This window comes from Roseobacter sinensis, from assembly GCF_025755255.1.
GTDB classification, from domain to species: domain Bacteria; phylum Pseudomonadota; class Alphaproteobacteria; order Rhodobacterales; family Rhodobacteraceae; genus Roseobacter; species Roseobacter sinensis.
The window spans coordinates 265988-292866 of record NZ_JALIEB010000002.1; the positions used below are offsets into that span (position 1 = coordinate 265988).

At 64.0% G+C, this 26879-nt stretch carries 26 protein-coding genes; 10 read left to right on the forward strand and 16 right to left on the reverse strand.

The genetic code is table 11. The features are described 5' to 3' along the window. Positions 1-20: 20 nt before the first annotated feature. Positions 21-755 carry a class I SAM-dependent methyltransferase gene (locus MUB52_RS04220; RefSeq protein WP_263842945.1) on the reverse strand — a complete coding sequence of 245 codons (735 nt, stop codon included), beginning with the start codon at positions 753-755 and terminating at the stop codon, positions 21-23. A 62-nt stretch (positions 756-817) separates the two neighbouring features. On the opposite strand from MUB52_RS04220, the gene gloB reads away from it, so the two are divergent. Together gloB and clpA are read left to right on the forward strand one after the other, a co-directional pair. After that, complete coding sequence (gene gloB, locus MUB52_RS04225; RefSeq protein WP_263842946.1) at positions 818-1585, forward strand: hydroxyacylglutathione hydrolase; 768 nt, start codon at positions 818-820, stop codon at positions 1583-1585. A gap of 175 nt (positions 1586-1760) precedes the next feature. After that, entirely contained in the window at positions 1761-4082 is a 2322-nt protein-coding gene (gene clpA, locus MUB52_RS04230; protein WP_263842947.1) for an ATP-dependent Clp protease ATP-binding subunit ClpA, read from the forward strand. Positions 4083-4271: 189 nt separating this feature from the next. On the opposite strand, the gene MUB52_RS04235 is transcribed toward clpA, so the two are convergent. From MUB52_RS04235 to MUB52_RS04245, 3 genes are all read right to left on the reverse strand, one after another. Continuing rightward, positions 4272-6158, reverse strand: a complete 1887-nt coding sequence (locus MUB52_RS04235; protein ID WP_263842948.1) for a peptidoglycan -binding protein — start codon at positions 6156-6158, stop codon at positions 4272-4274. A gap of 2 nt (positions 6159-6160) precedes the next feature. Then, on the reverse strand, positions 6161-7345 hold the full coding sequence (locus MUB52_RS04240; protein WP_263842949.1) for a biopolymer transporter ExbB: 1185 nt from the start codon (positions 7343-7345) through the stop codon (positions 6161-6163). A 75-nt stretch (positions 7346-7420) separates the two neighbouring features. Further along, complete coding sequence (locus tag MUB52_RS04245; protein WP_263842950.1) at positions 7421-7951, reverse strand: gamma-glutamylcyclotransferase; 531 nt, start codon at positions 7949-7951, stop codon at positions 7421-7423. A 66-nt stretch (positions 7952-8017) separates the two neighbouring features. Between MUB52_RS04245 and MUB52_RS04250 the strand changes: the two genes are divergently transcribed. Beyond that, positions 8018-9022, forward strand: a complete 1005-nt coding sequence (locus MUB52_RS04250) for a DUF2125 domain-containing protein (RefSeq protein WP_263842951.1) — start codon at positions 8018-8020, stop codon at positions 9020-9022. Here MUB52_RS04250 and MUB52_RS04255 read toward each other — a convergent pair. From MUB52_RS04255 to MUB52_RS04270, 4 genes are all read right to left on the reverse strand, one after another. After that, positions 9019-9792, reverse strand: coding sequence for an extensin-like domain-containing protein (locus tag MUB52_RS04255; protein ID WP_263842952.1), 774 nt, complete (start codon positions 9790-9792; stop codon positions 9019-9021). The two genes, MUB52_RS04250 and MUB52_RS04255, sit on opposite strands and share 4 nt — an antisense overlap. Further along, the gene (locus tag MUB52_RS04260; RefSeq protein ID WP_263842953.1) at positions 9789-10709 is read right to left on the reverse strand and encodes a prephenate/arogenate dehydrogenase family protein; all 921 of its coding nucleotides are present in this window, start codon (positions 10707-10709) and stop codon (positions 9789-9791) included. The genes MUB52_RS04255 and MUB52_RS04260 overlap by 4 nt, the downstream gene beginning before the upstream one ends. Next, positions 10706-11788 carry a histidinol-phosphate transaminase gene (hisC, locus tag MUB52_RS04265; protein WP_404818186.1) on the reverse strand — a complete coding sequence of 361 codons (1083 nt, stop codon included), beginning with the start codon at positions 11786-11788 and terminating at the stop codon, positions 10706-10708. Before hisC ends, MUB52_RS04260 begins: the two co-directional genes overlap by 4 nt. A gap of 156 nt (positions 11789-11944) precedes the next feature. Continuing rightward, positions 11945-12673, reverse strand: coding sequence for a VPLPA-CTERM sorting domain-containing protein (locus MUB52_RS04270; protein WP_263842955.1), 729 nt, complete (start codon positions 12671-12673; stop codon positions 11945-11947). Positions 12674-12855: 182 nt separating this feature from the next. Between MUB52_RS04270 and MUB52_RS04275 the strand changes: the two genes are divergently transcribed. Then, positions 12856-13476: a class I SAM-dependent methyltransferase gene (locus tag MUB52_RS04275; RefSeq protein ID WP_263842956.1), complete on the forward strand. Its 621-nt coding sequence runs from the start codon at positions 12856-12858 to the stop codon at positions 13474-13476. Between the two features lie 59 nt (positions 13477-13535). Here the strand turns inward: MUB52_RS04275 and rpsD are convergent, their stop codons facing one another. Further along, positions 13536-14156, reverse strand: coding sequence for a 30S ribosomal protein S4 (gene rpsD, locus MUB52_RS04280; RefSeq protein WP_263842957.1), 621 nt, complete (start codon positions 14154-14156; stop codon positions 13536-13538). Between the two features lie 338 nt (positions 14157-14494). On the opposite strand from rpsD, the gene MUB52_RS04285 reads away from it, so the two are divergent. The 5 genes from MUB52_RS04285 to yddG all read left to right on the forward strand — a co-directional run bounded on the left by MUB52_RS04285 (position 14495) and on the right by yddG (position 19643). Continuing rightward, complete coding sequence (locus MUB52_RS04285) at positions 14495-15337, forward strand: EAL domain-containing protein (protein WP_263842958.1); 843 nt, start codon at positions 14495-14497, stop codon at positions 15335-15337. 149 nt (positions 15338-15486) lie between these two features. Further along, positions 15487-16662 (forward strand): acetyl-CoA C-acetyltransferase, encoded by a 1176-nt coding sequence (locus MUB52_RS04290; protein ID WP_263842959.1) that lies wholly within the window; start codon positions 15487-15489, stop codon positions 16660-16662. A gap of 126 nt (positions 16663-16788) precedes the next feature. Next, the gene (gene phbB / locus MUB52_RS04295; RefSeq protein ID WP_263842960.1) at positions 16789-17511 is read left to right on the forward strand and encodes an acetoacetyl-CoA reductase; all 723 of its coding nucleotides are present in this window, start codon (positions 16789-16791) and stop codon (positions 17509-17511) included. 306 nt (positions 17512-17817) lie between these two features. After that, entirely contained in the window at positions 17818-18762 is a 945-nt protein-coding gene (locus tag MUB52_RS04300) for a transcriptional regulator GcvA (RefSeq protein ID WP_263842961.1), read from the forward strand. Then, positions 18759-19643 (forward strand): aromatic amino acid exporter YddG, encoded by an 885-nt coding sequence (gene yddG, locus MUB52_RS04305; protein ID WP_263842962.1) that lies wholly within the window; start codon positions 18759-18761, stop codon positions 19641-19643. Before MUB52_RS04300 ends, yddG begins: the two co-directional genes overlap by 4 nt. Here the strand turns inward: yddG and MUB52_RS04310 are convergent. The 3 genes from MUB52_RS04310 to MUB52_RS04320 form a co-directional block, all read right to left on the reverse strand. After that, positions 19624-19788 (reverse strand): YdcH family protein, encoded by a 165-nt coding sequence (locus tag MUB52_RS04310; protein WP_263842963.1) that lies wholly within the window; start codon positions 19786-19788, stop codon positions 19624-19626. The genes yddG and MUB52_RS04310 overlap by 20 nt on opposite strands. 111 nt (positions 19789-19899) lie before the next feature. Then, complete coding sequence (locus tag MUB52_RS04315) at positions 19900-20640, reverse strand: tRNA1(Val) (adenine(37)-N6)-methyltransferase (protein WP_263842964.1); 741 nt, start codon at positions 20638-20640, stop codon at positions 19900-19902. After that, positions 20637-20852 (reverse strand): putative signal transducing protein, encoded by a 216-nt coding sequence (locus tag MUB52_RS04320; RefSeq protein ID WP_263842965.1) that lies wholly within the window; start codon positions 20850-20852, stop codon positions 20637-20639. The genes MUB52_RS04315 and MUB52_RS04320 overlap by 4 nt, the downstream gene beginning before the upstream one ends. 55 nt (positions 20853-20907) lie before the next feature. Here MUB52_RS04320 and MUB52_RS04325 point away from each other — a divergent pair, with 55 nt between their 5' ends. Next, a complete protein-coding gene (locus MUB52_RS04325) occupies positions 20908-21909 on the forward strand; it encodes a polyprenyl synthetase family protein (RefSeq protein WP_263842966.1) in 1002 nt (333 codons plus the stop codon). On the opposite strand, the gene MUB52_RS04330 is transcribed toward MUB52_RS04325, so the two are convergent. From MUB52_RS04330 to soxR, 4 genes are all read right to left on the reverse strand, one after another. Next, entirely contained in the window at positions 21902-22741 is an 840-nt protein-coding gene (locus MUB52_RS04330) for a 4-(cytidine 5'-diphospho)-2-C-methyl-D-erythritol kinase (protein ID WP_263842967.1), read from the reverse strand. The genes MUB52_RS04325 and MUB52_RS04330 overlap by 8 nt on opposite strands. Next, positions 22725-24437 carry a tetratricopeptide repeat protein gene (locus MUB52_RS04335; RefSeq protein WP_404818184.1) on the reverse strand — a complete coding sequence of 571 codons (1713 nt, stop codon included), beginning with the start codon at positions 24435-24437 and terminating at the stop codon, positions 22725-22727. The genes MUB52_RS04330 and MUB52_RS04335 overlap by 17 nt, the downstream gene beginning before the upstream one ends. A gap of 151 nt (positions 24438-24588) precedes the next feature. Then, positions 24589-26238, reverse strand: a complete 1650-nt coding sequence (locus MUB52_RS04340) for an electron transfer flavoprotein-ubiquinone oxidoreductase (RefSeq protein WP_263842968.1) — start codon at positions 26236-26238, stop codon at positions 24589-24591. A gap of 152 nt (positions 26239-26390) precedes the next feature. Further along, the gene (soxR, locus tag MUB52_RS04345; protein ID WP_263842969.1) at positions 26391-26846 is read right to left on the reverse strand and encodes a redox-sensitive transcriptional activator SoxR; all 456 of its coding nucleotides are present in this window, start codon (positions 26844-26846) and stop codon (positions 26391-26393) included. Between the last annotated feature and the right edge of the window lie 33 nt (positions 26847-26879).

A 26879-nucleotide genomic window follows, 5' to 3' on the forward strand; every position in this document is an offset into this window, starting at 1 on the left:
CCGCCCCCATGGTTCAACGGCTAAACCGGCTTGGCCGTGGGTTCGAGCACCGCGCTGGGGCGCAGCGCGCGTGCGGGCTCGACCTTGCCTTTGGGCGGGTAGACCAGCTTGGTTGCCTCGACCATAAAGGCTCCGCCTGCCATCATCGTGGGCACCCGGCGTCCGAATTTTTCGAAAGCGGGGCCGGCTTTCATCCAGATCCGCTTGGTCGAGGGCACCTGGTAGAGCGCACCAAGATGGCGTTCGGGCAGGAACTGGTGCTTGCGCAGCTGCGTCTCAAGCTGCCCCGACGAGTAGGGCCGCCCGAAGCCGAAGGGCGTGCGGTCGCGCCGCGCCCAGAGACCTGCACGGTTCGGAACAATGAAAAGGGCCCGTCCTCCGGGACCCAGCACGCGCCAGCACTCTTCCAGCAGATCGGACGCGCGCTCGGAGGTTTCCAACCCATGCAGCATCACCAGCTTGTCCACATGGCCGGTTTCCAGCGGCCAGCAGGTCTCTTCGGTCAGCACCGAAACATTCGGCATGTTTGCAGGCCAAGGCATCACCCCCTGCGGCCCGGGCATGAGCGCGATGACCCGGCGCGCCTCTTTCAGGTAGGGCCGCAGCAGCGGCGCGGCAAAGCCGTAGCCCACCACCGTCTGCCCTTTCGCCTCGGGCCAAAGCTCGAGGATGCGACCACGCAGGCTCGCCTGCGCCGCGCGTCCAAGCTGCGAGCGGTAATAGAAGTTGCGCAGATCCTGCACGTCCAGATGCATTGCGGCCCGTCTCGTCTTGCGTCACTCTGAATGCAGTCTCGCAAACCTCTCGGAGAATGACCATGGCCCTTGAACTCGTCACCATCCCGTGCCTGTCGGACAATTACGCCTTCCTGCTGCATGATGACGAAAGCGGGGCCACGGCGCTGGTCGATATCCCGGAAGCGGCGCCGATCCTTGCGGTTGCGGACGCCCGCGACTGGGCGATCACCGAAGTCTGGATCACGCACCATCATGCAGATCACGTGCAGGGGTTGCCCGAGGTTCTAACGGCCCACGGCGCGGTGGTCCGCGGTGGCGCGGCGGATGCGCATCGGCTGCCGCCGCTGGACCATGCCCATGCGGGAGAAGAGACGTTCGAGTTCGCCGGGCACACGGTCCGTGTGATCGACGTGCCTGGTCATACGACTGGCCATATCGCCTATCACGTGGCCGCCGCGGGGGTTGTGTTCACGGCCGACAGCCTCATGGCGCTGGGGTGCGGACGGCTCTTCGAGGGTACGGCAGAGCAGATGTGGGCCTCGCTTCAACGCTTGATGGCTCTGCCGTCCGAGACAACCGTGTGCTCGGGCCATGAATACACCGCGTCCAATGCTAAGTTCGCCTTAACCATTGACCCCGATAATTCCGACCTTATATCGCGAAGCATGGCCATCGATGCCGCCCGAGCGGCAGGCGAGGCCACCGTTCCATCCACCTTGGCGCTCGAAATGGCCACAAATCCGTTTCTGCGCGCCTCCGACCCGAATATCCGCGCGCGGCTGGGCATGACAGACGCCAGCGATGTTCAGGTCTTTGCAGAAATCCGCGCCCGCAAGGACGCCTTCTAACGCCGAAATCGCAGTCTTTCATGTCGGCTTCACACAATTTGTGACCGCAAAAGTGCAGAAAAAACTTGAAGCGGGCCCGCGATCAACCAAACTCTAATACTATGAGGCCATGGTCGGCTTACGGATCGGCATCAATCAGATCCCAAACCGACCCCGATCAGAAGGAGCACTCCTCGTGCCTTCATTTTCGACCACCTTGGAACAGGCAATCCATTCCGCGCTGGCGCTGGCGAATGCCCGCCGCCACGAATTCGCAACGTTGGAGCATCTGCTGCTGGCGCTGATCGACGAGCCGGATGCGACACGGGTTATGAAGGCCTGTAGCGTCGACATCGACGATCTGCGGGCCACGCTGGTGGAGTTCGTCGATGAGGACCTCAGCAACCTCGTGACCGACGTGGACGGCTCCGAAGCGGTGCCCACGGCGGCCTTCCAACGGGTCATTCAGCGGGCTGCGATCCACGTGCAATCTTCCGGCCGTACGGAGGTCACAGGCGCGAACGTCCTGGTGGCGATCTTCGCCGAACGCGAGAGCAACGCGGCCTACTTCCTGCAAGAACAGGACATGACGCGCTATGACGCGGTGAATTTCATTGCCCACGGGGTCGCAAAGGACCCTGCCTATGGTGAACAGCGCCCCGTGTCAGGCGCGCCGGAGCACGAAGAGGAAGCGCAGGGCGTGACCGAAGGTGAAAAGAAAGAGAGTGCGCTCGAGAAATACTGCGTGGATCTCAACGCCAAGTCGCGCGAAGGCGGGATCGACCCGCTGATCGGACGCGATGCCGAGGTCGAGCGCTGCATCCAGGTGCTCTGCCGCCGGCGCAAGAACAACCCGCTGCTGGTGGGTGACCCCGGCGTGGGCAAAACCGCGATTGCCGAGGGTCTGGCCCGCAAAATCGTGGCCGGAGAGACTCCGGAAGTTCTGGAAAACACCACGATCTACTCGCTCGACATGGGCGCCTTGCTCGCGGGCACGCGCTACCGCGGTGACTTTGAGGAGCGCTTGAAAGCCGTCGTGGCGGAGCTGGAACAGCACGAGGACGCGGTTCTGTTCATCGATGAGATTCACACCGTGATCGGCGCCGGTGCCACGTCGGGTGGTGCGATGGATGCGTCGAACCTGCTGAAACCCGCTCTTGCTGGCGGCAAGCTGCGCACCATGGGCTCCACCACCTACAAGGAATTCCGCCAGCACTTCGAGAAAGACCGCGCGTTGAGCCGCCGGTTCCAGAAGATCGACGTGAACGAGCCGTCGGTCGAGGATGCCGTGAAGATCCTGCGCGGTTTGAAACCCTACTTCGAGGATCATCACTCGGTGAAATATACCGCTGATGCGATCAAGGCATCGGTCGAACTGGCCTCGCGCTACATCAACGACCGCAAGCTGCCGGACAGCGCCATCGACGTGATCGACGAGGCGGGCGCGGCACAGCATCTCGTCGTGGCCGCGAAGCGCCGCAAGACCATCGGCACCAAGGAGATCGAGAATGTGGTGGCCAAGATCGCGCGTATTCCGCCAAAGAACGTCTCCAAGGACGATGCCGAAGTGCTGAAGGACCTCGAAGGCTCGCTGAAACGCGTTGTCTTCGGCCAGGACAACGCCATCGAGGCATTGTCCTCCGCGATCAAGCTGGCCCGGGCCGGTCTGCGCGAGCCGGAGAAACCGATTGGCAACTATCTCTTTGCCGGACCCACCGGGGTGGGCAAGACGGAAGTGGCAAAGCAACTGGCGGATACGCTGGGTGTGGAGCTTCTGCGCTTTGATATGTCTGAATACATGGAGAAGCACGCAGTCAGCCGTCTGATCGGCGCACCTCCGGGTTACGTCGGCTTCGACCAGGGCGGCATGCTCACCGATGGCGTGGATCAGCACCCGCACTGCGTGCTGCTGCTCGACGAGATCGAGAAGGCGCACCCGGACGTCTACAACATCCTGTTGCAGGTGATGGACCACGGCAAGCTGACCGACCACAACGGGCGCACTGTCGATTTCCGCAACGTCGTTCTGATCATGACTTCAAACGCCGGCGCCGCGGAGCAGGCGAAAGAGGCCATAGGCTTCGGTCGTGACCGCCGGGAAGGCGAGGATACGGCGGCCATCGAGCGGACCTTCACACCGGAGTTCCGCAACCGTTTGGATGCGGTGATCAGCTTCGCGCCGCTGCCCAAAGAGGTCATCCTGCGTGTGGTCGAGAAGTTCGTGCTGCAGCTTGAGGCGCAGCTCATGGACCGTAACGTGACCATCGAGTTGACCAAACCCGCCGCCGAGTGGCTGGCCGACAAGGGTTATGACAGCAAGATGGGAGCCCGCCCTCTGGGCCGCGTGATTCAGGAGCACATCAAGAAGCCGCTGGCGGAAGATCTGCTCTTCGGCAAGCTTGCCAAAGGTGGCATCGTGAAAGTGGGCGTGAAAGGCGGTGAGATCGATCTGAAGATCGAGGGCCCCGACAAACCCCGCCTTTCGGGCAACCGCCCACCGCTGCTCACGGCGGAGTAGCGGGCCTCAAAATCCGACATCAATCGCCCCCGCGGACCGTCAGTCCGCGGGGGTTTTGTTTTTTTGCGGTCGACGACCTCTCCCGAACTGTTCCAGCCTTCCAGCTTGTCCACTCCGGTCGCCGCCGGGGCCGCGCACACGCACGCCGATGTCCTCCTCGGAGGACATCGGCGTGCGTGCGCCCTGCCCCTACCGTTCGGTGAACTTCAACTCGATGCGCCGGTTCTGCGCGCGCGCCGCTTCGCTGTCGCCCAGGGCCACGGGCTGGTACTGGCCAAACCCGTTCGCGGCTAGGCGATCCGGCGGAAGACCCAATGCATCGACCATGTACTTCACGACCGACAACGCCCGGCCCTGGCTCAGCTCCCAGTTGTCGGCATAGCGACCGCTGCCCGAGAGGGGCACGTTGTCGGTATGTCCATCGACACGCAGCACCCAGTTGATCTCTGGCGGAATGTCATCGGCCACGCTTGAGATGATCTCGGCCACCTTCGTCACCTCAGCCTGCCCCTCGGGCGAGAGCTCCGCGCTCGCCGGAGCAAACAGAACCTCAGAAGAGAACACAAACCGGTCGCCTTCTATCCGCACCCCTTCCTGACGCCCGAGCACATCGCGCAGGCGCCCGAAGAACTCCGAGCGATACTGCTCCAGATCCTTGGTTTGCGCCGCCAGCTGCGCCGCTTCCTCCTCAAGACGCTTGCGCTCCGCCTCCTCCAAAGCCGCACGGCGGCGCTCTTCGGCAGCGAGCCGCGCGAGCGCAGTGTTGAGGTCGGACCCCAGAGATTGCAGGCGGATCTGCGAGGCGGCGTCCCGCTCCGTCGCATCATCCAGCAGCGCCTGCAGGTCACCGAGTTGCCCACGCAGCGCCGCCACCTGCTGGTTCAGCAACTCGGCCTGACGTTGCGCCTCGGCACTGATGTCCTCTTCTTCCGCAAGCGCCTGCCGCGCCTGCGCCAGGAGCGCCGCCTGCCGCTCGGCTTCGGTGCTGCTGTCCCCGGCAAGCGTTTCAGCGGCCAGCTTGGCCGCCAGCGCCTCGGCCAGCTGCGCGCGCAGAGCCTCCTGTTCGGTCGCAGAGCGCTCCGATGCCGCCGCCAACTCGGCCCGCAGCGCCTCTTCGGCCAGACGCAGCGCATCAGCTTCACCACTGGCCGCCTCAAGCGACTGAGCCAGATCACTGACCTGAAGAAGGGCTGCGGCCAACTCCGCGTCGAGATCCTGCTCGGCGGCCCGGGCCGCGGCCAGAAGCGTCAGCGTTTCCTCGGCCTCGCGGCGCTGCGCCTCGAGCGCCAAGGTCATCGCCGTCAGCTCTGCATCCGCATTCTCGAGACGAGCGCGCAACGCCTCGGCGGCAGCGGCCTCGGCCAGGCGCGCCGCTTCCTCATCGCTGAGGGCGGTGCGCGCGGCATCGAGATCGGAGGCCAGCGCCTCTACCTGCCCCTGCGCCTCGGCGTTGCGTGCCCGCAGATCGGCCACCAGCGCGTCGAGTGCCTCGCGCCGGGCCGCGGCAAGCCGGGCCGCTTCCGCCTGAGCGTCGATCTCACCTCGGGCGGCTGCAAGGGCCAGGTTCAACGCCTCCTGCTCGCTCAGCAACTCCGCCTGGGCGGCCTCCAGCTGCGCCGCCTGATCCCGCGCCGTATCCCGTTCGGCGACCAGTGTCCCCACCCGATCGCGCGCGCTGTCCCGCTGCGCGATGAGCGCAGCCACCTGCGCCTCGAATTGCGTAATCTGCGAGGTGGCCGCCTCCAGCGCCGCCGCTTGTGTATCCCGGGTCGCGGTCAGCGTCGCAATGCGTTCCTCCGCATCGGAAAGCGTGGTCTGAAGCTCGCCCAACTGGCCTTGCAGCTCCGATGTCGTCTGCCGCTCCAACCCCAAAGCCTGCGCAAGGATCGCCACTTCACCGGCAAGCTGATCCAGCTCGGTCTCCTGGCCGGTGATCCGTTCGGTCAGCACAAACTGCACGATCATGAAAATCGTCAGCACAAACATCAAGACCAGCAAAAGGCCCGTCATCGCATCGACAAACCCGGGCCAGATCGAGGCCTGGAACCGGGTGCCGGTGCGTCGGGACAGCGCCATGCTCAGCCGTCCTCAGATGTCAGACGGGTGGTGGCACGCGGCGGCGCGGTCCGGAGCGCCTCCGTCAGCCGGGAGAGATCCACACGCAGCTCAGCCATGCTTTCCTGCCGCCCGGCGGAAATCTCCTCGAGGATGCGCAACATCTGCACGTCGATCGAGCGCAGGCGCATGCGGCTTTCCGCGTCAATCCCGTCGCTGTGCCCCTGGTGTTCGAGAGCGGAGATCAGCCGCTCCTGCCCGGCGGCAACCCGCTCGAGCGCGGCACTGGCCGGGTCCATGCCGTCCATCTTCTGCGTCATCCGCTCGATGGACCCCGCAAGGGTGCTGAGGTTCTCGTTGATCTCGGACCTGCTCACATCTGAATTCTGGAACATCTCCTGCAGGCGTTCCATCTGTTCGACCATATGCTCGACCACAGCGGCCAGCGCGCCCTGATCGCCTGCTGCCTCATCATCTGCGGTCAATCCCACACGCGTGATGGTGCTGAGCCATTCCTCAAGTTCGCGGTAGAAGCGGTTCTGGCCATGACCGGCAAAAAGCTCCAGCAGCCCCACGATCAGAGAGCCCGCAAGGCCAAGAAGCGAGGACGCAAAGGCGACACCCATGCCGCCGAGCTGCGCCTCAAGCCCGGTCATGAGCCGGTTGAAGACTTCAACCCCGCCTTCGCCGTCTTCCGGCACGAGGTTGCGGATGGTGTCGACCACCGCCGGCACGGTCGTGGCAAGCCCGTAGAAGGTGCCCAAAAGGCCAAGGAAAATCAGCGTGTTGACGATGTAGCGCGTGATCTCGCGCGCCTCATCGATGCGGGTCGCGACGGAGTCGAGGATCGAGCGCGTGGAGGTCGCGCTGACTTGCATCCGCGCGCCGCGCGACCGCAGTAGAGTGGCGAGTGGCGCCAGAAGGAGCGGTGCCTGCGTGGATCTGTCCAGCTGGTCCGAGGCAAAACGCTCGATCCAGCGCACCGAACCGATCAGTTGGAAGACCTGGTAGAAACAGGCCAGCACGCCGATGGCGAAGACGAAGAGAATGAACCCGTTCAGGTAGGGGTTCGCCTCGAAAATCGGAAGCACCCGCGGCAGCGCGAGAAAACTGCCGAAGCCCGACAGCGCCAGCACGATGAGCATCAGCGAAATCTGCCGCACCGGCTGAGAAAAGACCGGTCTTGCCTGTCGAACTGGCAATGCCATGCGCACTGCTCCCCGCGCGTTATTCTTCTGCTTGGACGGCAGTTTAACCCGAAAACTGCACCTCGCGCCAAGGATTTATGCGGTAAGGTGGCGGACCCGCTGGCTCAGCCACTCCAGATCGGGATCGTGCAGGCCGATCTCGGCGAGATGCCGCGCGGTGTTGTAAAGGTATTCCGTATTCGGGCCCATCCCGCCCTTGGCCTTGGCGATGATCTGCGCTTGCTGTTCCAGCGGCAGGCCCCCGCAATACTGCCGGTTGGCGCGGTTGATCACATAGGCCAGAGCCTGAACCCGCCGCCCGTCCACCAGATCGACATCCAGCATGCGCTCCAGATAGGCCGAGGAAATCAGCTCGCGTTCGCGCAGGTAGGCGAGCGTAGCCTCCTCGGTGCCCGGTTTCACCGCCAAAGCGACGCCTTCGCAGGCATGCCGGGGGTCTTCATCGAGCGCCAGCACGAGGCCCGGATCCTCTTCGGTCCCGCGGTGGTGGATCGACCACATGCAGAACGAGCGCGCATAGCCCGGCAGGGTCGCCACCACCTGCTCCGAGACCTCGAAGCCGGGCTTCCACAATAGGCTGCCGTAGCCGAACACCCACATGGTCATATGACTGGTTCTCCTTGCCTCAGTTGCGTAAACCTCAATTCAGGGCAAAAGGCAAAGAGGTCGGCGATGCCTCGGATCATGTGGGCAGGGGTGCTACTGGCGCTGGCCTGGGGCGGCTGGTGGCTCTGGGCGGCGGCAGCCGCTGAGCGGGCAGTCGAGCGTTGGGTTGCAGATCGCCGCGCCGAAGGCTGGCAGGCCGAGTATGCCCGCCTCGATCTTGGCGGTTTTCCTCTGCGGTTCGACGCGGAGGTGCTGCTGCCGGCACTGGCCGATCCACAGACCGGTGTGGCACTGACCGCAAGCGCGCTTTCGGTCTCGGCCCCGGCGTGGTGGCCAGGGGACGTGACCGTGCTCCTGCCCGAAGACGCGATTACGCTGGCCAGCCCCGAGGGGCGGGCAACGCTGCTCATGCAGGGCGCGAGGGCAGACATGCAGCTGCGCCCCGGCGCGGCGCTCGAGCTGGAGCGGCTGGAGCTCGCATCGGGCCCGTGGTCCCTCGGCGGGCCGAATGGTCAGGTTCTCTTGGCCGAAGACCTCAGCATCATCATGGAACAGGACCCGACAGAGCCGCGGCGCTATGTGCTGAGCGCAGGTGCCGCGGCCTTTCAGCCGGGTTCGGTGCCGCGCGCGGCGTTGCGGGTGCCCGAGAGCTGGCCGGTAAGTTTCGACAGTTTTACTCTGCAGATGCGGGCCGAGTTCGATCGGGTCTGGGACCGCCGCGCCGTCGAGGTGTCGCGCCCGCAACCCAGGCGGATCGAGATTGCGCTGGCCGAAGCGGTCTGGGGCACCTTGGAGTTGCGGGCGGCTGCGGATCTGACGATCGATGCCGAGGGTGTGCCGGAAGGGACCCTGTCGCTCCAGGCGCGAAACTGGCAGCAGATTCTGACGCTGGCGGAGCGCGCCGGCCTCTTGCCCGCTGCACTGGTCCCGCAGGCGCAGAGCGTGCTGCAAGCGCTGGCTGCGGCCTCGGGCGATCCGCAGGCCATCGACGCCACACTCACCTTGCGCGACGGGCTCGTATTGCTGGGCTTCGTGCCGCTCGGATCCGCACCGCGGATTATCTTGCGCTAGCGGCAGTAGGTTCCGTTGCGGTAGCGCGCAGTATCAAAGTGAAAGTGATCGCGGTGGAAACTGTCGGCGTCGGGGCCGAGCACGGTTCCGAAGGGGCCGCAGGCGTCGCGGTGCATCCGGCGCAGAGCGCGGCTGGTGTCGCGCGCCGTCCAGCCCGTCAGCACCGAGATCGTGGACCCGTCGCGCAAAACGAAGCCGGAGATATCGATGGCGCGGCCCTTGCCGTGTTCGGAGATGCGTGCACCTGCTTTGTGGTTTCGGGTGCGGCAGACGTAGTGCGCCGCGACCTTCAGGCTCGCGACGCCACCGCCCATCTTGCGCAATGTGGGCTTCACCGAGCCGTCCACCCAGGTTTTCAGCGCCTGTGCGGTGCCGCAGTCCATAACGGCACGCTGGCTGAGTGCGATATCCGACACCGCGCGCACCCGCACCGCCTGGGCCACGCCGCAGCCCGCGATGCGCCCGGGCACGGCGCCGACCACCTCGCCCTGGATCGCGGGATCGCCGCAGATGGCGCCCGCCGCGCGCAGCTTCTGGTGCCTGCGGATCAGCCGGCGGACCTCGCGCGTGCGCATCCGGGGCCGGAGCGAGACCGCCGGTGCCGTGCCGCGCAGCGTCGCCGCGCGTGGTGCGGCGGTGGAGATCGCGCCGGAGCCCTCGAGCGTAAGAGCGGCAGGCCGGTCCACCGGGCGCTTGGAGCTCTGGGGCACCTCAGCCGCCACCGTTCCTGCCAGAAGAAGCAGGAGCGCGCTCAGAACCCGGCGGGTCACGACGAGGTTTTGGCGCGCCCGAAGTCCGGCGCGTCCGTGTCCTGCCCCGCCTCGATGATGCCGCGCCGGATCGCGCGGGTGCGGGTGAAATAGTCGTGCAGGTGATCGCCGTCGCCGGTGCGAATGGCCCTTTGCAGCGCAAAGAGCTCTTCGGTGAAGCGGCCGAGGATCTCCAGCGTCGCATCCTTGTTGGTGAGGAACACGTCGCGCCACATCGTCGGATCGCTCGCGGCAATGCGGGTGAAGTCGCGGAAGCCGGCTGCCGAGTACTTGATCACCTCGCTGTCGGTCACCCGGCGCAAGTCATCGGCAACGCCGACCATCGTGTAGGCGATCAGGTGCGGCGCGTGGCTGGTCACTGCAAGCACCAGATCGTGGTGCTCGGCCTCCATCTCCTCGACATTGCTGCCAAGGCCCTGCCAGAAGCGACGCAGCCGGGCGACGGCAGCAGGGTCGGTGCCTTCCGGCGGGACAAGCAGGCACCAGCGATTGTCAAAGAGCTCGGCAAAACCCGACTCCGGCCCCGAATGCTCGGTGCCCGCAAGCGGATGGCCCGGCACGAAATGGACATCTTCGGGCAGATGCGGACCGACGCTCTCGATCACGTCGCGTTTGACCGATCCGACATCCGTCACGGTGGTACCCGGCTTGAGCGCGGGCGCGATCTCGGCCGCCACGGCGCCCATGACGCCCACGGGCACGGCCAGCACCACGAGGTCCGCATCCGCCACAGCTTCGGTGAGGCTGTCGCAGACACGATCGCAGAGCCCAATGCGGCGCGCCGTCGCTCGCGTAGCCTCGGAGCGCGCAAACCCCGTGACCTCGCCCGCCAGCCCGCGGCGTTTCATCGCCCAGAACATCGACGAGGCGATCAGCCCTAGCCCGATCAGGGCGACGCGGTTGTAAATGATACTCATGCGGCCTGCCGAAAACTGGCGAGCGCGTCGAGCACGCGCGTAACATCTTCCGCACGGCCCACGGTGATCCGCAAAGCCTCGGGGAAGCCGTAGCCTTTCACGAGGCGCACGAGGATGCCTGCGGACTTCAGATGCGCATCCGCCGCCAGCGCCTCACCCTCATCGGCGAAGCACGCGAGTACGAAATTGGCCTCGCTGTCGTCGCAGGCGATGCCCAGCTGCCGCAGGCCTCCGATCAGCCGCGCGCGCTGTTCGGCATTCTCGCGCAGGCAGATCTCGACAAAGCCGCGGTCGCGCATCGCGGCCTCCGCACCAGCGAGCGCCACGCTGGACATGTTGAAGGGGCCGCGGATGCGGTTCAGCACATCGATCACATGCTGGCTCGCGTATCCCCATCCGACGCGCAACCCGCCAAGCCCGTAGAGCTTGGAGAAGGTGCGGGTCATCGCGACGTTGGCCCGCGCGGTCACCAGGGCGGCGCCGCCATCATAGCCGGCGAAAAACTCTGCATAGGCGCCATCGAGCACCAGCAGGCACTGCTCTGGCAGCGCATCCGCGAGCCGGGTCAGCTCGGCCATGTCCAGCGCCGTACCGGTGGGATTGGCCGGATTGGCAATATAGATCAGCCGGGTGGCCGGGGTGACATGGCGCAGCAACAGATCGACATCGATGCGGCGCTCGCGCTCCGGCGCCACCACCGGGGTCGCACCCGCCGAGAGCGCAAAGATCCGATAGAGCCCAAATCCGTGCTCGGTGTAAAGCACCTCGTCACCCGGACCGGCAAAGGCCATGGCGAGCAGTGTCAGGATCTCGTCCGAGCCGACACCGCAGATGATCCGATCGGCATCAAGCCCGTGCACCTCGGCAATCGCAGTGCGCAGGGCTGCATGATCGGTCGGCGGATAGCGGTGCAGCGAGAGGGCGGCCGCGGCCACCGCCTCGGCCACCTTGGGGCTTGCGCCAAGAGGGTTCTCGTTCGAGCTCAGCTTGAGCGGGTCTGCCTGCCCTTCAATCCGGGAGGCACCGCCCTGGTAGAGGGCGATGTCCATGATACCGGGCTGGGCGCGCATATCTGTCATCATCGGGTGGTCTCCTGTCCGGCGGACATTAGCGGGGTGCTGCGCGCTCTGCCACCACCAACTCGCCTCTCGCCGCACCCTCCACCCGCAATCCCGGCGCGTCGCACAAAAAGGGCCCGGTGACCCGAGCCCTTTCAGAACGATATGATGGGAGGATCAGGCGGCTTTTGACCGGCGCCGCCCGGCCCAACCAAGACCACCGATCGCAGCACCCAGCAGCAGCACGGAGGCCGGCAGCGGCACAGCCGAGACTTCAATACCGTCCACCGAGAAGCCGTCATTCAGCCGGTACTGCTGACCCCCGGAGGTGGTGAAGTTCCCGAGGATGATTTCCGCCGAGCTGATCTTCTGACCGAAGTCGATCTCCACCACCCGTGCATTGCCGTTGGGCAGCTTGCCGCCAGTGCGCAGCTCTTTCGTCTGGCCGCCAGCGATGATGCGCAGGAACGCGCCCACATCGCTGCCATCGTTCAGAACAAAGGAGACCTTGCTGAAGAGGCTGCCGGTGTCGACCATCCACTTCATGCCCCAGGTGTCGTTGCTGTCAAGGAACCACGACCCGCCTTGTGGGACTGTGTTGGTCCGACCGAAGAGCGTGCCGTCACGCAGCGCCAGCTCGGTCCCGGTGCCGATCACGGAACCGCCGGTGCCGGTACCGCCCAGCGACTCGAACGTGCCGACGGCGGTGGACAGCGAAGCACCCACCTCGCCTTCACCCATGCTGCCACCAAGCGCTTCGAAGTCTTCCCCCGTTGTGCCCGCGGCGCCGAGGCTGCTGTTATAGTTGCCGGCATCAAATGTGGTGACAGTGATGGTTGCGGCATTTGCGCCAAAGGCGCAGGCCAGTGTCAGGGCCGCAGCGCCCGCCAATTTCCAGATACTCATTACTCACTCCGCAAAATTTTATGCTATTTTTCCTCAAACCGGATATATTGCGCGGATCGCCGGGTCAAGCGGGTTTCCGCCGAACAGACTGTTTCCAACGTTGCGTCACTTGACATCGCTTCGGCGATCTTCGACGTGCGCCTCGGCTTGCGCGCCCGGCAGCCCCATGCAACGCTTGGCTCATGACGCAGAGCGCATCCGACCTCGCCGCACGCTATACCGCAGCTGCCCCGAAGTGGTCCGACAAGATGCGGGCTCTGGGTTACTTCGACGGCTATCTGGGGTTTCTGGCGGACCGGGCGGAGGTGCCTGCGGCGGGTGCGTCGGTCGTAGATGTGGGGACCGGCACAGGCGCTTTTGCAGAGGCTTGGGCGGCCCTTCACGAGGCGCCCGCGCGGATGGTGCTGCTGGATCCGTCAGCGGCCATGCTCGAAGTCGCACATGGTGCATTGCTCCGCCGCGGGGTCGTGGCGGAGCCCCGTCATACCGGCCTTGAGACGGCGGCGTCGGACCACTTCGATATCATTCTCGCAGCTCATGTGATCGAGCATTTCGATGCGCCCTGCACAGCGCTTTCGGCCATGCGACGTCTGGCGCGCCCGGGGGCGCGGCTCTTTCTGGTGGTCTCCAAACCGCATTGGTGCAATGTGATCATCTGGCTGCAATGGCGTCACCGGACCTTCCGGCCCGACGAAATCACCGGCCTGTTGCAGGCGGCCGGTTTCGAGGTGGAGGCGCGACACCGCTTCCCCTCGGGCCCACCGTCGCGCACCAGCTTTGCGCTCGTGGCGCGTGCGGTGTGAACGAAAAAACCGCGCCGTAAGATCCGGCGCGGTCTTCAAGGTCAGCGCGACGAAGCGCTTTAGTTCTTCGCGTAGAATTCGACGACCAGGTTCGGCTCCATCATCACCGGATAGGGCACGTCGCCCAGCGTCGGCGTGCGCACGAAGGTCGCGGCCATCTTCGAGTGATCGGCTTCGATGTAGTCCGGCACGTCACGCTCGGGCAGCTGTGTTGCCTCAATGAGTGCCGCCATCTGCTTGGAGCGGTCACGCACTTCGATCACATCGCCCTCTTTCACGCGGTAGGAGGGGATATTCACAATCTTGCCGTTCACCCGCACGTGCTTGTGGTTCACGAACTGACGCGCCGCGAAGACGGTCGGCACGAATTTCGCGCGGTAGACTACGGCGTCGAGCCGACGCTCGAGCAGGCCGATCAGGTTTTCACCGGTGTCGCCCTTCACACGCTCGGCTTCAGCGTAGATGCGGCGGAATTGCTTCTCTGTCAGATCGCCGTAGTAGCCTTTCAGCTTCTGCTTGGCGCGCAACTGGATGCCGAAATCCGAAAGCTTGCCCTTGCGGCGCTGGCCGTGCTGGCCGGGGCCGTATTCGCGGCGGTTCACGGGGGACTTCGGACGACCCCAGATGTTTTCACCCATGCGGCGGTCGATCTTGTACTTGGCAGCGGTGCGTTTGGTCACAGCTGATCTCCTTCGATATGGGCCCGATGCACGGGCATGAAGGGCGTTGTCCTCTGGCTTAAAGCCCGACAGGCATCCCCTTGCGGGGGCCGCCAACACCAATGAAGCCGCGCTTATACTGAGCCCCAAGGCAGAGTCAACGCCCCTTCGGCTTGCGGGCGCCTTGGCACCAGCTTTGCGCGCGCGGGCGGCAAACGATCCGTCTTCATGTTTGCCAATTGTTCACCATATTTTTCAAAGGGTTAAATCTAATCTAAATTAGAACAAAATGAGAATATTTACGCGATTTTAGCAATTTTGCCCACAAAGTGACCCGGTCGAAACAGTGCGAGGGTCCCATGTCCGGATCGAGAAGAAGACGATTGGCAGATGTTCCCCCGGGCGCGGAAAACCCGCTTCAGTTTGCGCTCTCTCAGCGCGACCGGAATACGATCGGGATGGTCGAGGAGGCGATCAGGCACAAGCAGGTTTTGCTGGCGTTTCAGCCGGTGATGCAGGCGCGGGCTCCGGACAAGATCGCATTCTATGAGGGTCTGATCCGCGTGCTCGACTCGACCGGCCGGGTCATCCCCGCCATCGACTTCATGGATACGATCGAGAACACGGAGCTGGGGCGCCAGTTGGACACGCTGGCACTCGGGCTCGGCCTGCGCGCGCTGAATGACAACCCCAGCTTGCGGCTGTCCATCAACATGTCGGCCCGCTCGATCGGCTATCGGCAGTGGAACCGGACGCTGGACCGCTGGCTGACCCGGAACCCTCTGATTGCCGAGCGCTTGATCCTGGAAATCACCGAGAGCTCGGCCATGCTCGTCCCCGAGCTTGTGGTCGACTTCATGGACCGTTTGCAGATCGAGGGGATCTGCTTTGCCATGGATGATTTCGGGGCAGGCTACACCGCCCTGCGGTACTTCAAGGATTTCTACTTCGACATTCTCAAGATCGACGGCCAATTCGTTCAAGGCATCGCAAATGATCCGGACAACCAGGCGCTGACGGCGGCGCTCGTTTCGATCGCGAAGCATTTCGACATGCTCACCGTCGCGGAGTTCGTCGAGACCAAGGAGGATGCCGCAACCCTGATCAATCTCGGGGTGGACTGCCTGCAAGGTTTCTACTTCTCCGCCGCCTCGACGCGGCCACACTGGCTGCGGCCCGCGGATACGCAAAAAGCCATCTGACCGGGACCACGGACCGGACCGGCCATCTGGTTGCCGCGCTGATGCGAATGCGGTATGCACCGAACCATGAGAGGTGAGGGGGTTGGGGCCCTTCGGACCGGGGCCCGGTGAGAACACCCCTTTGCCAGAACTGGTAAAGGACACACCACATGACGAATGTCGTTATCGCATCCGCAGCCCGAACCGCCGTTGGCAGTTTCGGCGGCGCCTTCGCAACCACGCCCGCCCATGATCTCGGCGCAGCCGTCCTGAAGGAAGTGGTGGCGCGCGCAGGTGTCGACCCGTCGGAAGTGTCCGAAACGATCCTCGGCCAGGTGCTGACGGCAGCGCAGGGCCAGAACCCTGCACGTCAGGCGCATATCAATGCGGGGCTGCCCCAGGACAGCGCGGCCTGGACGATCAACCAGGTCTGCGGCTCGGGCCTACGCTCGGTTGCGCTGGCCGCACAACATATCCAATTGGGGGATGCGGATATCGTCGCAGCCGGCGGGCAGGAGAACATGACCCTGTCGCCCCACGCGGCACCGCTGCGCGCCGGGCACAAGATGGGTGACATCAAGTACATCGACACGATGATCCGCGACGGCCTGTGGGACGCTTTCAATGGGTACCACATGGGGCAAACCGCCGAAAACGTGGCCGAAAAATGGCAGATCAACCGTGAGCAACAGGATGAGTTCGCTGTTGCGTCCCAGAACAAGGCCGAAGCCGCGCAGAAGGCGGGGAAGTTTGCAGACGAGATCGTGGCCTTCACTGTGAAGGGCCGCAAAGGCGACACCGTGGTCGAGCAGGACGAATACATTCGCCACGGCGCGACCATCGAAGCCATGCAAAAGCTGCGCCCCGCCTTCGCAAAGGATGGCTCTGTCACTGCGGCGAATGCCTCGGGCCTGAATGATGGCGCGGCGGCCGCTTTGATGATGTCAGCCGATGAAGCAGAAAAACGCGGCATCGAGCCGCTGGCGCGGATCGCCAGCTATGCAACGGTGGGCCTCGATCCGTCGATCATGGGCGCCGGCCCGATCTACGCCAGCCGCAAGGCGTTGGAGAAGGCTGGCTGGAAAGCTGAAGACCTTGACCTGGTAGAGGCGAATGAAGCCTTCGCGGCCCAGGCCTGCGCGGTGAACAAGGACATGGGCTGGAACCCCGAGATCGTGAACGTGAACGGTGGCGCGATCGCCATCGGCCACCCGATCGGCGCGTCAGGCGCGCGCATCCTGAACACGCTGCTCTTCGAGATGAAGCGGCGCGACGCGAAAAAGGGTCTCGCGACGCTTTGCATTGGCGGCGGCATGGGCGTGGCCATGTGCCTTGAGCGTCCCTGATCTGCGGCAGGGCGGCGCCGGCTGACCCATGCGCTGCCCAAATCCTGAAAATGAGCGCGCAACAATGTTGCGCATCTCATTTTCAGTGCGTAACAAGATTATCAGAAAAACTATGGAGGATCCCCTATGTCCCGTGTCGCCCTAGTCACCGGAGGCAGCCGAGGTATCGGTGCCTCGATTTCCAACGCTCTGAAAGATGCCGGCTATACCGTGGCCGCCACCTATGCCGGCAACGACGAAGCCGCTGCGAAGTTCACCGACGAGACGGGTATCAAAACATACAAGTGGAACGTCGCAGACTATGACGCTTGCAAAGAGGGGATCGCAGGGGTCGAGGCGGATCTGGGGCCTATTGAGATCGTTGTGGCCAACGCCGGGATCACCCGCGATGCGCCCTTCCACAGAATGACACCCGAGCAATGGCAAGAGGTGATCGACACCAACCTGACCGGGGTCTTCAACACCGTACACCCGATTTGGCCGGGCATGCGCGAGCGCAAGTTCGGGCGGGTGATCGTGATCAGCTCGATCAACGGCCAGAAGGGGCAGTTCGCCCAAGTGAACTATGCTGCGACCAAGGCGGGCGATCTGGGCATTGTGAAGTCTCTGGCGCAAGAGGGCGCGCGCGCAGGCATCACAGCAAACGCGATTTGCCCCGGTTACATCGCAACCGACATGGTGATGGCCGTTCCGGAGAAAGTGCGCGAGTCGATCATCGCTCAGATCCCCGCCGGCCGGCTGGGTGAGCCGGAAGAGATCGCCCGCTGCGTCGTCTTCCTCGCCTCGGATGACTCCGGGTTCATCAACGGCTCCACCATTTCAGCAAACGGGGCGCAGTTCTTCGTATGAGCGCCCGGGCCATCGGACAGAAGAAGGGCCGGTCGCGGTGACCGGCCCTTCCTTTATCCCGTAAGATCGCTGCAGCCGATCAGCGGGAAGTGGAAAACAACCAATGCCAGGCGTTTTTCATGGCCTGTGCACGCTCTTCATGCGCGCGTTGCATGGCGTTGCGTGTGTCGCGACGGGTCGTTGCTTCGAACATGGCGGGCTCCTTACCTGCGAAAGCTCATTTGATCTGATACCGTTATGACATTCGCTAACAAAGCTGACAAACGAGACTTTCCACGCCCTCAGTTAAGCTGTATTTAAGTGACTATGGTTAACAGATTACCTCCCCTCACAGCTCTGCGTGCCTTCGAGGCCGCCGCACGGCATATGTCTTTTGCCAAGGCCGCCGACGAGCTTGCCGTCACACCCGCTGCGCTCAGTTTTCAGATCAAGTCGCTCGAAGAACATCTGGGCGCACCGCTTTTCCGGCGACTGAACCGCGCTGTCGAACTGACAGAAGCGGGCAAGACCCTCGCCCCGGGAGTGGCAGAGGGCTTTCAGACGCTGGCGAACGCCTGGCGGGGCACGCAGCGTCTGCAAGACGATCAGTCACTCACGGTGACCGCAGGCCCCGCCTTTACCGCAAAATGGCTCGCACCGCGTCTATACGAATTTGCGCAGGCACACCCCGAGATCGAGCTGCGATTCTCGGCATCGTTGCGGATCATGGATTTCGGGCGGGATGCGATCGATGTCGCGATCCGCTTCGGCAAGGATGGCGGCGACGGGCTCTACTGTCTTCCGCTGGCGGAGGAATGGGTGGCTCCGGTGATGACCCCGACATTGGCCGAGCGCTTCCCCGACCCCCAAAGCCTGATCGAGGCCCCGCTCATCTTCGACGATTCGATCAGGTTTCTGGACCCGCCGTGCGGCTGGGCGGAGTGGTTCGCCGCCGTGGGGATCGATTTCGACCCGACCCATGGCCCCCGCTTCAGCCAGGCCGATCACGCTGTCGATGCCGCGCTCGCGGGCGTTGGGGTGGTGCTGGGGCGGCGCGCATTGGTGGTCAAGGACATCGACGAGGGCCGTCTCGTCACGCCCTATGGTGTCGCCCTCTCCACCGGGGCGAAGTTCCGCTTTCTCTGCCCAGACGGCAGCGAGACCCGCCCGCATGTCAAAGCCTTTCGTGACTGGATGCTGAGTGAGATCGACAAAACAACGCATATCACTGAGGGTTTGCAGCTTGTCGAACCCGGCGCGCGGATAGCATGAGCCGCGTACAGGCCACGGGGGTGGGGTTCGTTGCGGTGCTCCTCTGGGCACTGCTGGCGCTTCTCACCGTGCGCTCTGCGCCCGTCCCGCCTCTGTTGCTGAACACGATCTGTTTTGCCATCGGCGGCACTTGCGGGCTGATCTGGACGTTTCTTTCGGGTGGACTCGGCGTGTTGCGGCGCGTGCCTCGGCGGGTTTACGTCTTTGGAACGCTTGGCCTTTTTGGCTATCACGCGCTCTATTTTTCAGCGCTGCGGCTCGCCCCTGCCGCGGAAGCGGGGCTGATCGCCTATCTCTGGCCGCTGCTTATCGTGCTGTTCTCGGGCCTGCTGCCCGGGGAGAGGCTGCGGCGTGGGCACGTGATCGGCGCGATTGCGGGTTTTGCGGGGGCCGCACTGATCATCTCGGGCGCAGGCCAGGGGTTCGAGGCACGGCATCTGCCCGGCTATGCACTGGCGCTCATCTGTGCGCTGACCTGGTCGGGATACTCGGTCCTGTCCCGGGTTGTCGGGGACGCCCCGACACAATCCGTCACTCTCTTCTGCCTGGGTGCGGCCGCCTTGTCTCTGCCCCTGCACCTTGCCTTTGAGCAGACGGTGCTGCCGACCAGTGCGACAGCCTGGGCGGCCACCGTCCTGCTTGGCCTCGGACCGGTTGGCCTTGCGTTTTTCGTCTGGGATATCGGTGTGAAGCGCGGCGACATTCAGCTGCTGGGTGCTGCATCCTATGCAGCACCGCTTCTGTCGACGGGCATTCTCGTTATTGCGGGTGCCGCGCCGGTTTCGGCAACCTTGGGTCTCGCGGCACTGCTGATCACGGGCGGGGCGGCAGTGGCCGCCTACGCCAGTTTTGGATCGAGCGCTAACTCGACAAACGCGTGATTTCTTCCTTGAGGCGGAGTTTCTGCTTTTTCAGGTCGGCGATTGCAAGATCGTCCATCCCGGGCGATCGCTGCGCCTCTTCGACGGCTTCGCTCAGGGACTGATGCTTCTTTTTCAGCTGGTCGACATGTGCAGTGACGCTCATTCATTCCTCCTGTTGCAACGGTACGACGTCGAGTGAATCACAGATGGTGATTCTAGTCACGCCGCACAAGCAGCATGAGCGCGATACCCGTTAAAATTGTGTTAACGACGACTAGAATTCTAGCGCGGCGCCATCCCGCAACACTGCTTTGACCTGCGGGCAGTAGTCCTCGGCATCGCGTGTGTGGCAGGCGCCGAGGTGCAAAACGAGGGGCGCGTGCAGCTTGAATGCCCCGCGTCCGTTCTTGCGCGCACGCACGATCACGCGCTCGGCCATCCGCCCGGCGCGCGCCGAGAGCGGCAGCACTTCGATACTGCCCATGCCACCGGGCCAGGCACCGAGGATCTCGGGCAGCCGTTCGGCACGGTGGATGATATGCGCATATCCTTTTGGTTTCAGACGCTTGGCCGCAACACGCACCCATTCGGCCAAAGGCGCGCTCTCGCCATGCGCGGCCTCCCGGCCGGCGTCAAATGCCGCGCGGCTCGCAGCCCGATTGAAGTAGGGCGGATTGGTCAGCACGTGGTCGAACTGGCGCTGGCGCAAATCCAAAGGCAGATCGCTGATATCCGCCGTAATCACCTCGACCCTGTCACCAGCGTTGCGCCGGGCCAGCATCGCGTAGTCTTCCTGCACTTCGACCCCGGTCAGGGACAGGCCGGGGACGCGGGCGGACAGGCACAAAATCGCCGCTCCGACCCCGCAGCCCAGATCCAGCACCGACTGGCCGGGCGTGGCAGCGACACTCGCTGCCAGAAGCACCGGATCGACACCCGCCCGATAGCCCACCCGCGGCTGATAAAGCTGCACCCGCCCGCCCAGAAACGCATCCCTGGTGAGGTTGTCGGTCATGTCCCCAGCGGGATGTCATTGTCCAGCATCACGCGCGCCGCGATCTCGTGATCTTCGGTCCGCACCATCAATCTGCGCGGGAAGATTCCGATGCCGCCTTCGAGCACGCTCATGTTTACGTCCACCTCAAAGCAGTCTATATCCTCGCCTTGGAGAAGGGCCGTGGCAAAGGCGATGACGGTGGGGTCTGTGCTGCGCAAAAGTTCCTTCATATCAGGGATGTAAGGGCAAGCCGGCAGCGATGTCGAGCCTGCAAACGGGAAGTTGATGCCGAATACCGAGAATTCGCAAAAGCCGCACGACCGGATGGCGGCCTATCTGGCGGCTGATCTGGAGGCGGTGAACGCGCTGATCCGCACCCGCATGGCGTCCGAGCACGCCCCGCGCATCCCGGAGGTGACGGCGCATCTGGTCGAAGCGGGGGGCAAACGGCTGCGCCCGATGCTGACCCTCGCGGCGGCGCATCTCTGCGGCTATGAGGGCCGCTTTCATATCAACCTCGCCGCAACCGTGGAATTCATCCACACGGCGACGCTGCTGCATGACGACGTGGTCGATGAAAGCGGACAGCGGCGCGGCCGTCCAACGGCGAACCTTTTGTGGGACAACAAATCCTCCGTTCTCGTGGGCGACTATCTCTTCTCGCGCAGCTTCCAGTTGATGGTCGAGACCGGGTCCTTGCAGGTTCTCGACATCCTGTCGAACGCCTCCGCCACTATCGCGGAGGGCGAAGTCCTGCAACTGACGGCGAGCCAGGATCTGCGCACCACCGAAGAGATTTACATGCAGGTGATCCGCGGCAAGACGGCGGCTCTGTTCTCGGCGGCGACGGAGGTCGGCGGCGTGATCGCAGGCGCGCCCGATGCCCATGTGCGGGCTCTTTTCGATTACGGGGATGCGCTGGGGATCGCCTTCCAGATCGTCGACGATTTGCTGGATTTCCAAGGCGATCCGAATGCCATCGGCAAGAACCTCGGAGACGACTTCCGCGAACGCAAGCTGACCCTGCCGCTGCTGAAGGCGGTGGCGCAGGCAGACGCGGAAGAGCGCGCGTTCTGGGAGCGCACCATCGAGAAGGGTAAGCAGACCGACGATGATCTTGAAGCCGCGCAGGCCTTGCTGCGGAAATACGATGCGCTGACGGATACGGCGGCGGCGGCCCGGGATTGGGCGGCCAAGGCGCGGGCGGCGCTCGCCCCCCTGCCCGCCCATGCGATCAAGGACATGCTCGAGGATCTCGCCGACTATGTGGTCGAGCGGATCAATTGAGCACGGTGGGCACGCACCACCAGTCCGGGTGCCGCGTGGCAAGAGCTTTTGCAGCGGTCTGCGCATCGGACATGGACGGGTAGAGGCCAAAACAGGTCGAGCCTGAGCCGGACATCCGGACCAGAAGAACCTCATCCGTCTCGGCAAGGGCTGAACAGACGTCACCAATGGCAGGCGCCAGCTGTCGCGCCGCCCCCTCCAGGTCATTGCGCTGCGCCGCCAGCCAGTCGATCCAGATGCGGTCACCGGAGCCTGCGGCGGGCAAGTCCGGCATCGGCGGATTGTCCTTCACCACCAGGTTCTGAAACACGGTCGGGGTCGCAATATGAACGCCGGGATTCACAAGCACGGCAAAGAACGACATCACATCCGCTGCAGGTGCGATCTGATCGCCGATCCCGAGCATCCGGGCGGCCCGGCCAAACTGGCAGACCGGCACATCCGCCCCAAGTGACACCGCACCGTCCTGGACGCCAAGCGCCCTCAGAACAGCCCCCGCATCTGCCGACCCGCCGCCAATGCCGCCGCCATGCGGCAGGTGCTTCTCCAGTCGGATATGACCGCACCAGCCCGCCAGTTCCGCGGCCTGCCAGACGAGATTGCGCGCATCAGACGGCACGCCGGGCGCGAAGGGGCCCGCGATCTCCAGCATCAGGTCGCTCCCTGGTGTCAGCCAGAGCCGGTCGCCCACAGCAGCAAAGACCACCAAACTGTCGAGCAGGTGATACCCGTCATTCCTTTGGCCGGTGACATGCAGCGTGAGGTTGATCTTGGCCGGGGCAAAGCAACGGATCGTCCCGTCCGGCAAAGTCGGGTCAGTTTTCTCGGGCAAGATGCAAGGGCTCCGCACCTTCTTCTGCCAACACAGCGTCGAGCCCGACCTCAAGCTTGCGGCGAATGCGCTCCGGCTTGGCCTCGCTCATCGGGTCGTTCTTGTCGACGAAGGAGAGTGCCCGTTGCCACTGGAATTCCGCCTCGCGCTTGCGCCCGACCGCCCAGTAGACATCGCCCAGGTGGTCGTTGACCACGGGATCGACCGCCATCAGCTCCACTGCGCGTTCCATATGCGGCACTGCTTCTTCGTAGCGGCCAAGCCGGTAGAGCGCCCAGCCAAGCGAGTCGATGATATAGCCGCTGTCGGGGCTGGCCGCTACGGCGCGCTCGATCATCTCGAGCGCCTCTTCAAGCTTGATCTGTTTTTCCACCAGAGAGTAGCCGAGATAATTCAGCACCTGCGGCTGGCCGGGGTTGATCTCCAACGCGGCGCGGAAGTCAGCCTCGGCCTCCTCCCAATTGCCCTGCCGCTCATGCGAGATCGCCCGCGCGTAGTAGAGGAACCAGCTCGGCCCGCCGTGGTCCTCCACGAGGGCTGCGGCCCGGTTGTAGGCAACCACGGCTTCGGCAAAGCGGTCTTCCTGGCGCAGCGCATCGCCCAGCGACGAATGCACGGTGGCAAGGTGCCCGTGGCTGCGGGTGAGCTGTTCGAGCACTTCGATCGCCGCGTCGGGCTTGCCGCTGCGGCGCATCGCTTCGGCCCGCCCCAGTTCCGCCACATGGTAGGCTGGGTCGGCCTGCGGCACCTGGCGGTAGACCGCGATGGCCTGGTCGTACTGCTCCAGCGTGTCGAAGAGATCGGCGGTCAGAAGCAGGCCGTCCACGTGATCCGGACGCAGGGTCAGAGCGACCTGCGCATAGAGGATGGTGTATTCCGGGCCCGCCTCATTGCGCAGCGCCGCGGCCACCGAATAGAACACCTCGGCAAAGCCGTCGCGCGCCGAGGTGATGTGGCGGAAGGGCATCGGCGTCTCGCCGTTCAGCGCTTCGATCACCTGCTCGATCTCGGGGTCGGTCGCGCCGCTGAACATGCGCTCAAGCAGTTGCAGCGCGTCCTCGTCCCGCTCCAGCTGCGACAGGATCTCGGCTCGGGCCAGCACTGCACGCCGGGTCTGCACGACGGTGCCGGTCGTATCGGCGCTGAAGATCTCTTCTGCGCCTTCGAAGTCGCCCACCGAAGCCAGAGCCATCGCCTTGTGATAAAGCGCAAAGCCCTGAAGGCCCGGCTCCTCCGCCACCTCATCAAACGCGGCGAGCGCATCGTTGGCCCGGCCCGCGCCGAGCAGGGCCCATGCCTTGATCAAACCATCGACCAGCGGGCCGACGCCCTGCCCCGCTGGCGTGCGCGCCACCAGCGCGTCGTAGTCTTCGTTCAGGATCATGTCGGTGGTCAGCACGAGATCGGCGATCTGGCTGTTCTGGTCGATCGCGACGAGCGCTTCTGCAACCGGCACAGCGCGTTCGACCCGACCAAGCGCCAGCTGCGAGGCGACGACGCTCTCCATCAACGCAGGATTACGCGGATCCCGTGCAAGCGCCTGGATGAAATAGGTGGACGCCTGTTCGAAATCGCTCTGCATCGCCGCGGAGCGGGCTGCGAGATAGGGACCCGCAATGGACTGGGCCGCAAGCGGCAGGGCCGTCGTCATGGACAGAACAAGCGCGGTTGCGGAGGCGGTCATCAATCGAAACACTGGGGCTGCTCCCTCGCGAGACATCTCTTTTGCAACAGGCTAGCACGTTCGGGCCCAAGCGCAATGCCACCGTGGGCTCAGCGGCTGCATTCCACTGAGCCTGCGCGTTTGGTGATCGGCCCGGGCCGCAGCGGCTGTCGCTGCCAGCCTGCTACATGTTGGGATAATTTGGCCCGTCACCACCCTGGGGGGTTGTCCAGACGATGTTTTGCGCCGGATCCTTGATGTCGCAGGTCTTGCAGTGCACGCAGTTCTGGAAGTTGATCACAAACCGCGGATCCTTGTCTGCTTCCTCGACAAACTCGTAGACCCCCGCAGGACAATAGCGGGCCGAGGGGCCTGCGTATTTGGGCAGGTTCACCTTCACCGGCACCTCCGCATCCTTGAGCGTCAGATGCGCGGGCTGGCTCTCCTCGTGGTTGGTGAAAGAGAAGGCGACATTGGTCAGCCGGTCAAAGGACAGTTTGCCATCGGGTTTCGGGTAGTCGATGACGGGGTGCTTGGAGGCTTCTTCGGTTGCTTCGGCGTCGGACTTGCCGTGACCGATGGTGCCAAAGAGCGAGAAACCCAAGGTGTTCGTCCACATGTCGAGCCCGCCCATCACAAGGCTGGCCGTCAGACCATACTTCGACCACAAAGGCTTGACGTTGCGGACTTTTTTCAGGTCCTTGCCGATCTTGCCCGCGCGCACTTCGGTCTCGTAAGCGGTGAGTTCATCGCCGCTGCGACCTTCGGCGATGGCGGCGATGGCCGCCTCGGCCGCCGCGATACCAGAGAGCATCGCGTTGTGATTGCCCTTGATCCGCGGCACGTTGACCATGCCGACGGAGCAACCCAGCAGCGCCACGCCGGGTGCGACCATCTTGGGCATCGACTGGTAGCCGCCTTCCGAGATCGCACGTGCGCCGTAAGCCACGCGTTTGCCGCCCTTCAGAAGCTCGGCCACCATCGGATGATGCTTGAACCGCTGGAATTCCATGTAAGGAAAGAGGTGCGGATTGCGGTAGTTCAGGTGAACCACGAAACCGACGTAAACCTGATTGTTCTCAAGGTGATAGATGAAGGAGCCGCCGCCTGCGTTCTTGCCCAGCGGCCAGCCCATTGTGTGCGTGACGGAGCCTTCGCGGTGCTTGGCCGGGTCGATCTCCCAGATCTCCTTCATACCGAGCCCGTATTTCTGCGGCTCGTGCCCGTCGGAGAGGTTGTACTTGGCGATCACCTGCTTGGAGAGCGAGCCGCGCACACCTTCGCTCAGAAACACATACTTCCCGTGCAGCTCCATACCCGGCTCGTAGCCGTCGCCCTTGCTGCCATCGGGGTTCTTGCCGAACTCGCCTGCAACGACACCCTTGATCCCACCGCCTTCGTCAAACACCAGCTCCGAGCAGGACATGCCGGGGAAGATCTCGACCCCCAACTCCTCTGCCTGCTCCGCCATCCAGCGGCAGACATTGCCCATGGAGACGATGTAGTTGCCGTGGTTGTTCATCAGCGGCGGCATCGGGAAGTTCGGGATCCGTAGCTGGCCCGCTTCGCCCAGCATGTAGAAGTTGTCCTCGACCACCGGCACGTTCAGCGGTGCGCCCTTGGCCTTCCAATCCGGGATCAGCGTATCGAGGCCCACCGGATCCAGCACCGCGCCCGAGAGGATATGCGCGCCGACTTCGGAGCCTTTCTCCAGTACAACCACGTTGCAGTCGGCATCGAGCTGTTTCAGGCGGATCGCCGCCGAAAGGCCCGCGGGCCCCGCGCCAACGATCACCACATCGTATTCCATTGCTTCGCGTTCCGTCTCGGACATCTCCGGCTCCCTCACACTCCATCGGGGCGCGGCCCCACCCGCGCAACAATCGTTCGCGATTGGCTAAACCACGTCCCCGGTCAATGCAATCGCAACGAAACGTCATAGTCAGTCTTCGTGAAAAAAATCAAGAAAAATTCACGTGATTTCGGTCATGTCTCGGGGCGGTCGCCCATAAGATAGCGCGGCCCTGCCCCTTTTTCGCCTGCACGGTCGGTTGGATTGTAGAGCGCACAGTTGGGCAGAGAGAGGCAGCCGCACCCGATGCAGCCGTCGAGATTGTCGCGCAGACGGGTCAGCGTCTCGATCTTTTCGTCCAGCCGCGCGCGGAATCCCGCGCTGATCCGCGTCCAATCGGCCTTGGTGGGCGTGCGCTGCCCGGGCAGCCTGTCGAGCTCGGCGCGAATCTGCGGCAGGGTGAACCCGAACTGCTGCGCGATCATCACGAAGCTGAGCCGCCGCAGGTCCGCGCGGTCGAACCGCCGCTGACCGCCCGCGTTACGCCAGGGCCGGATCAGCCCCTGCGCCTCGTAGTAACGGATCGCCGAGACGGCGAGACCCGTGCGGGCCGCTAGCGCGCCAATCGACAAACCTTCGTTGATCGCCATGAAAAAAAAAGCTCCTTGACCTCAAGTTAGGTT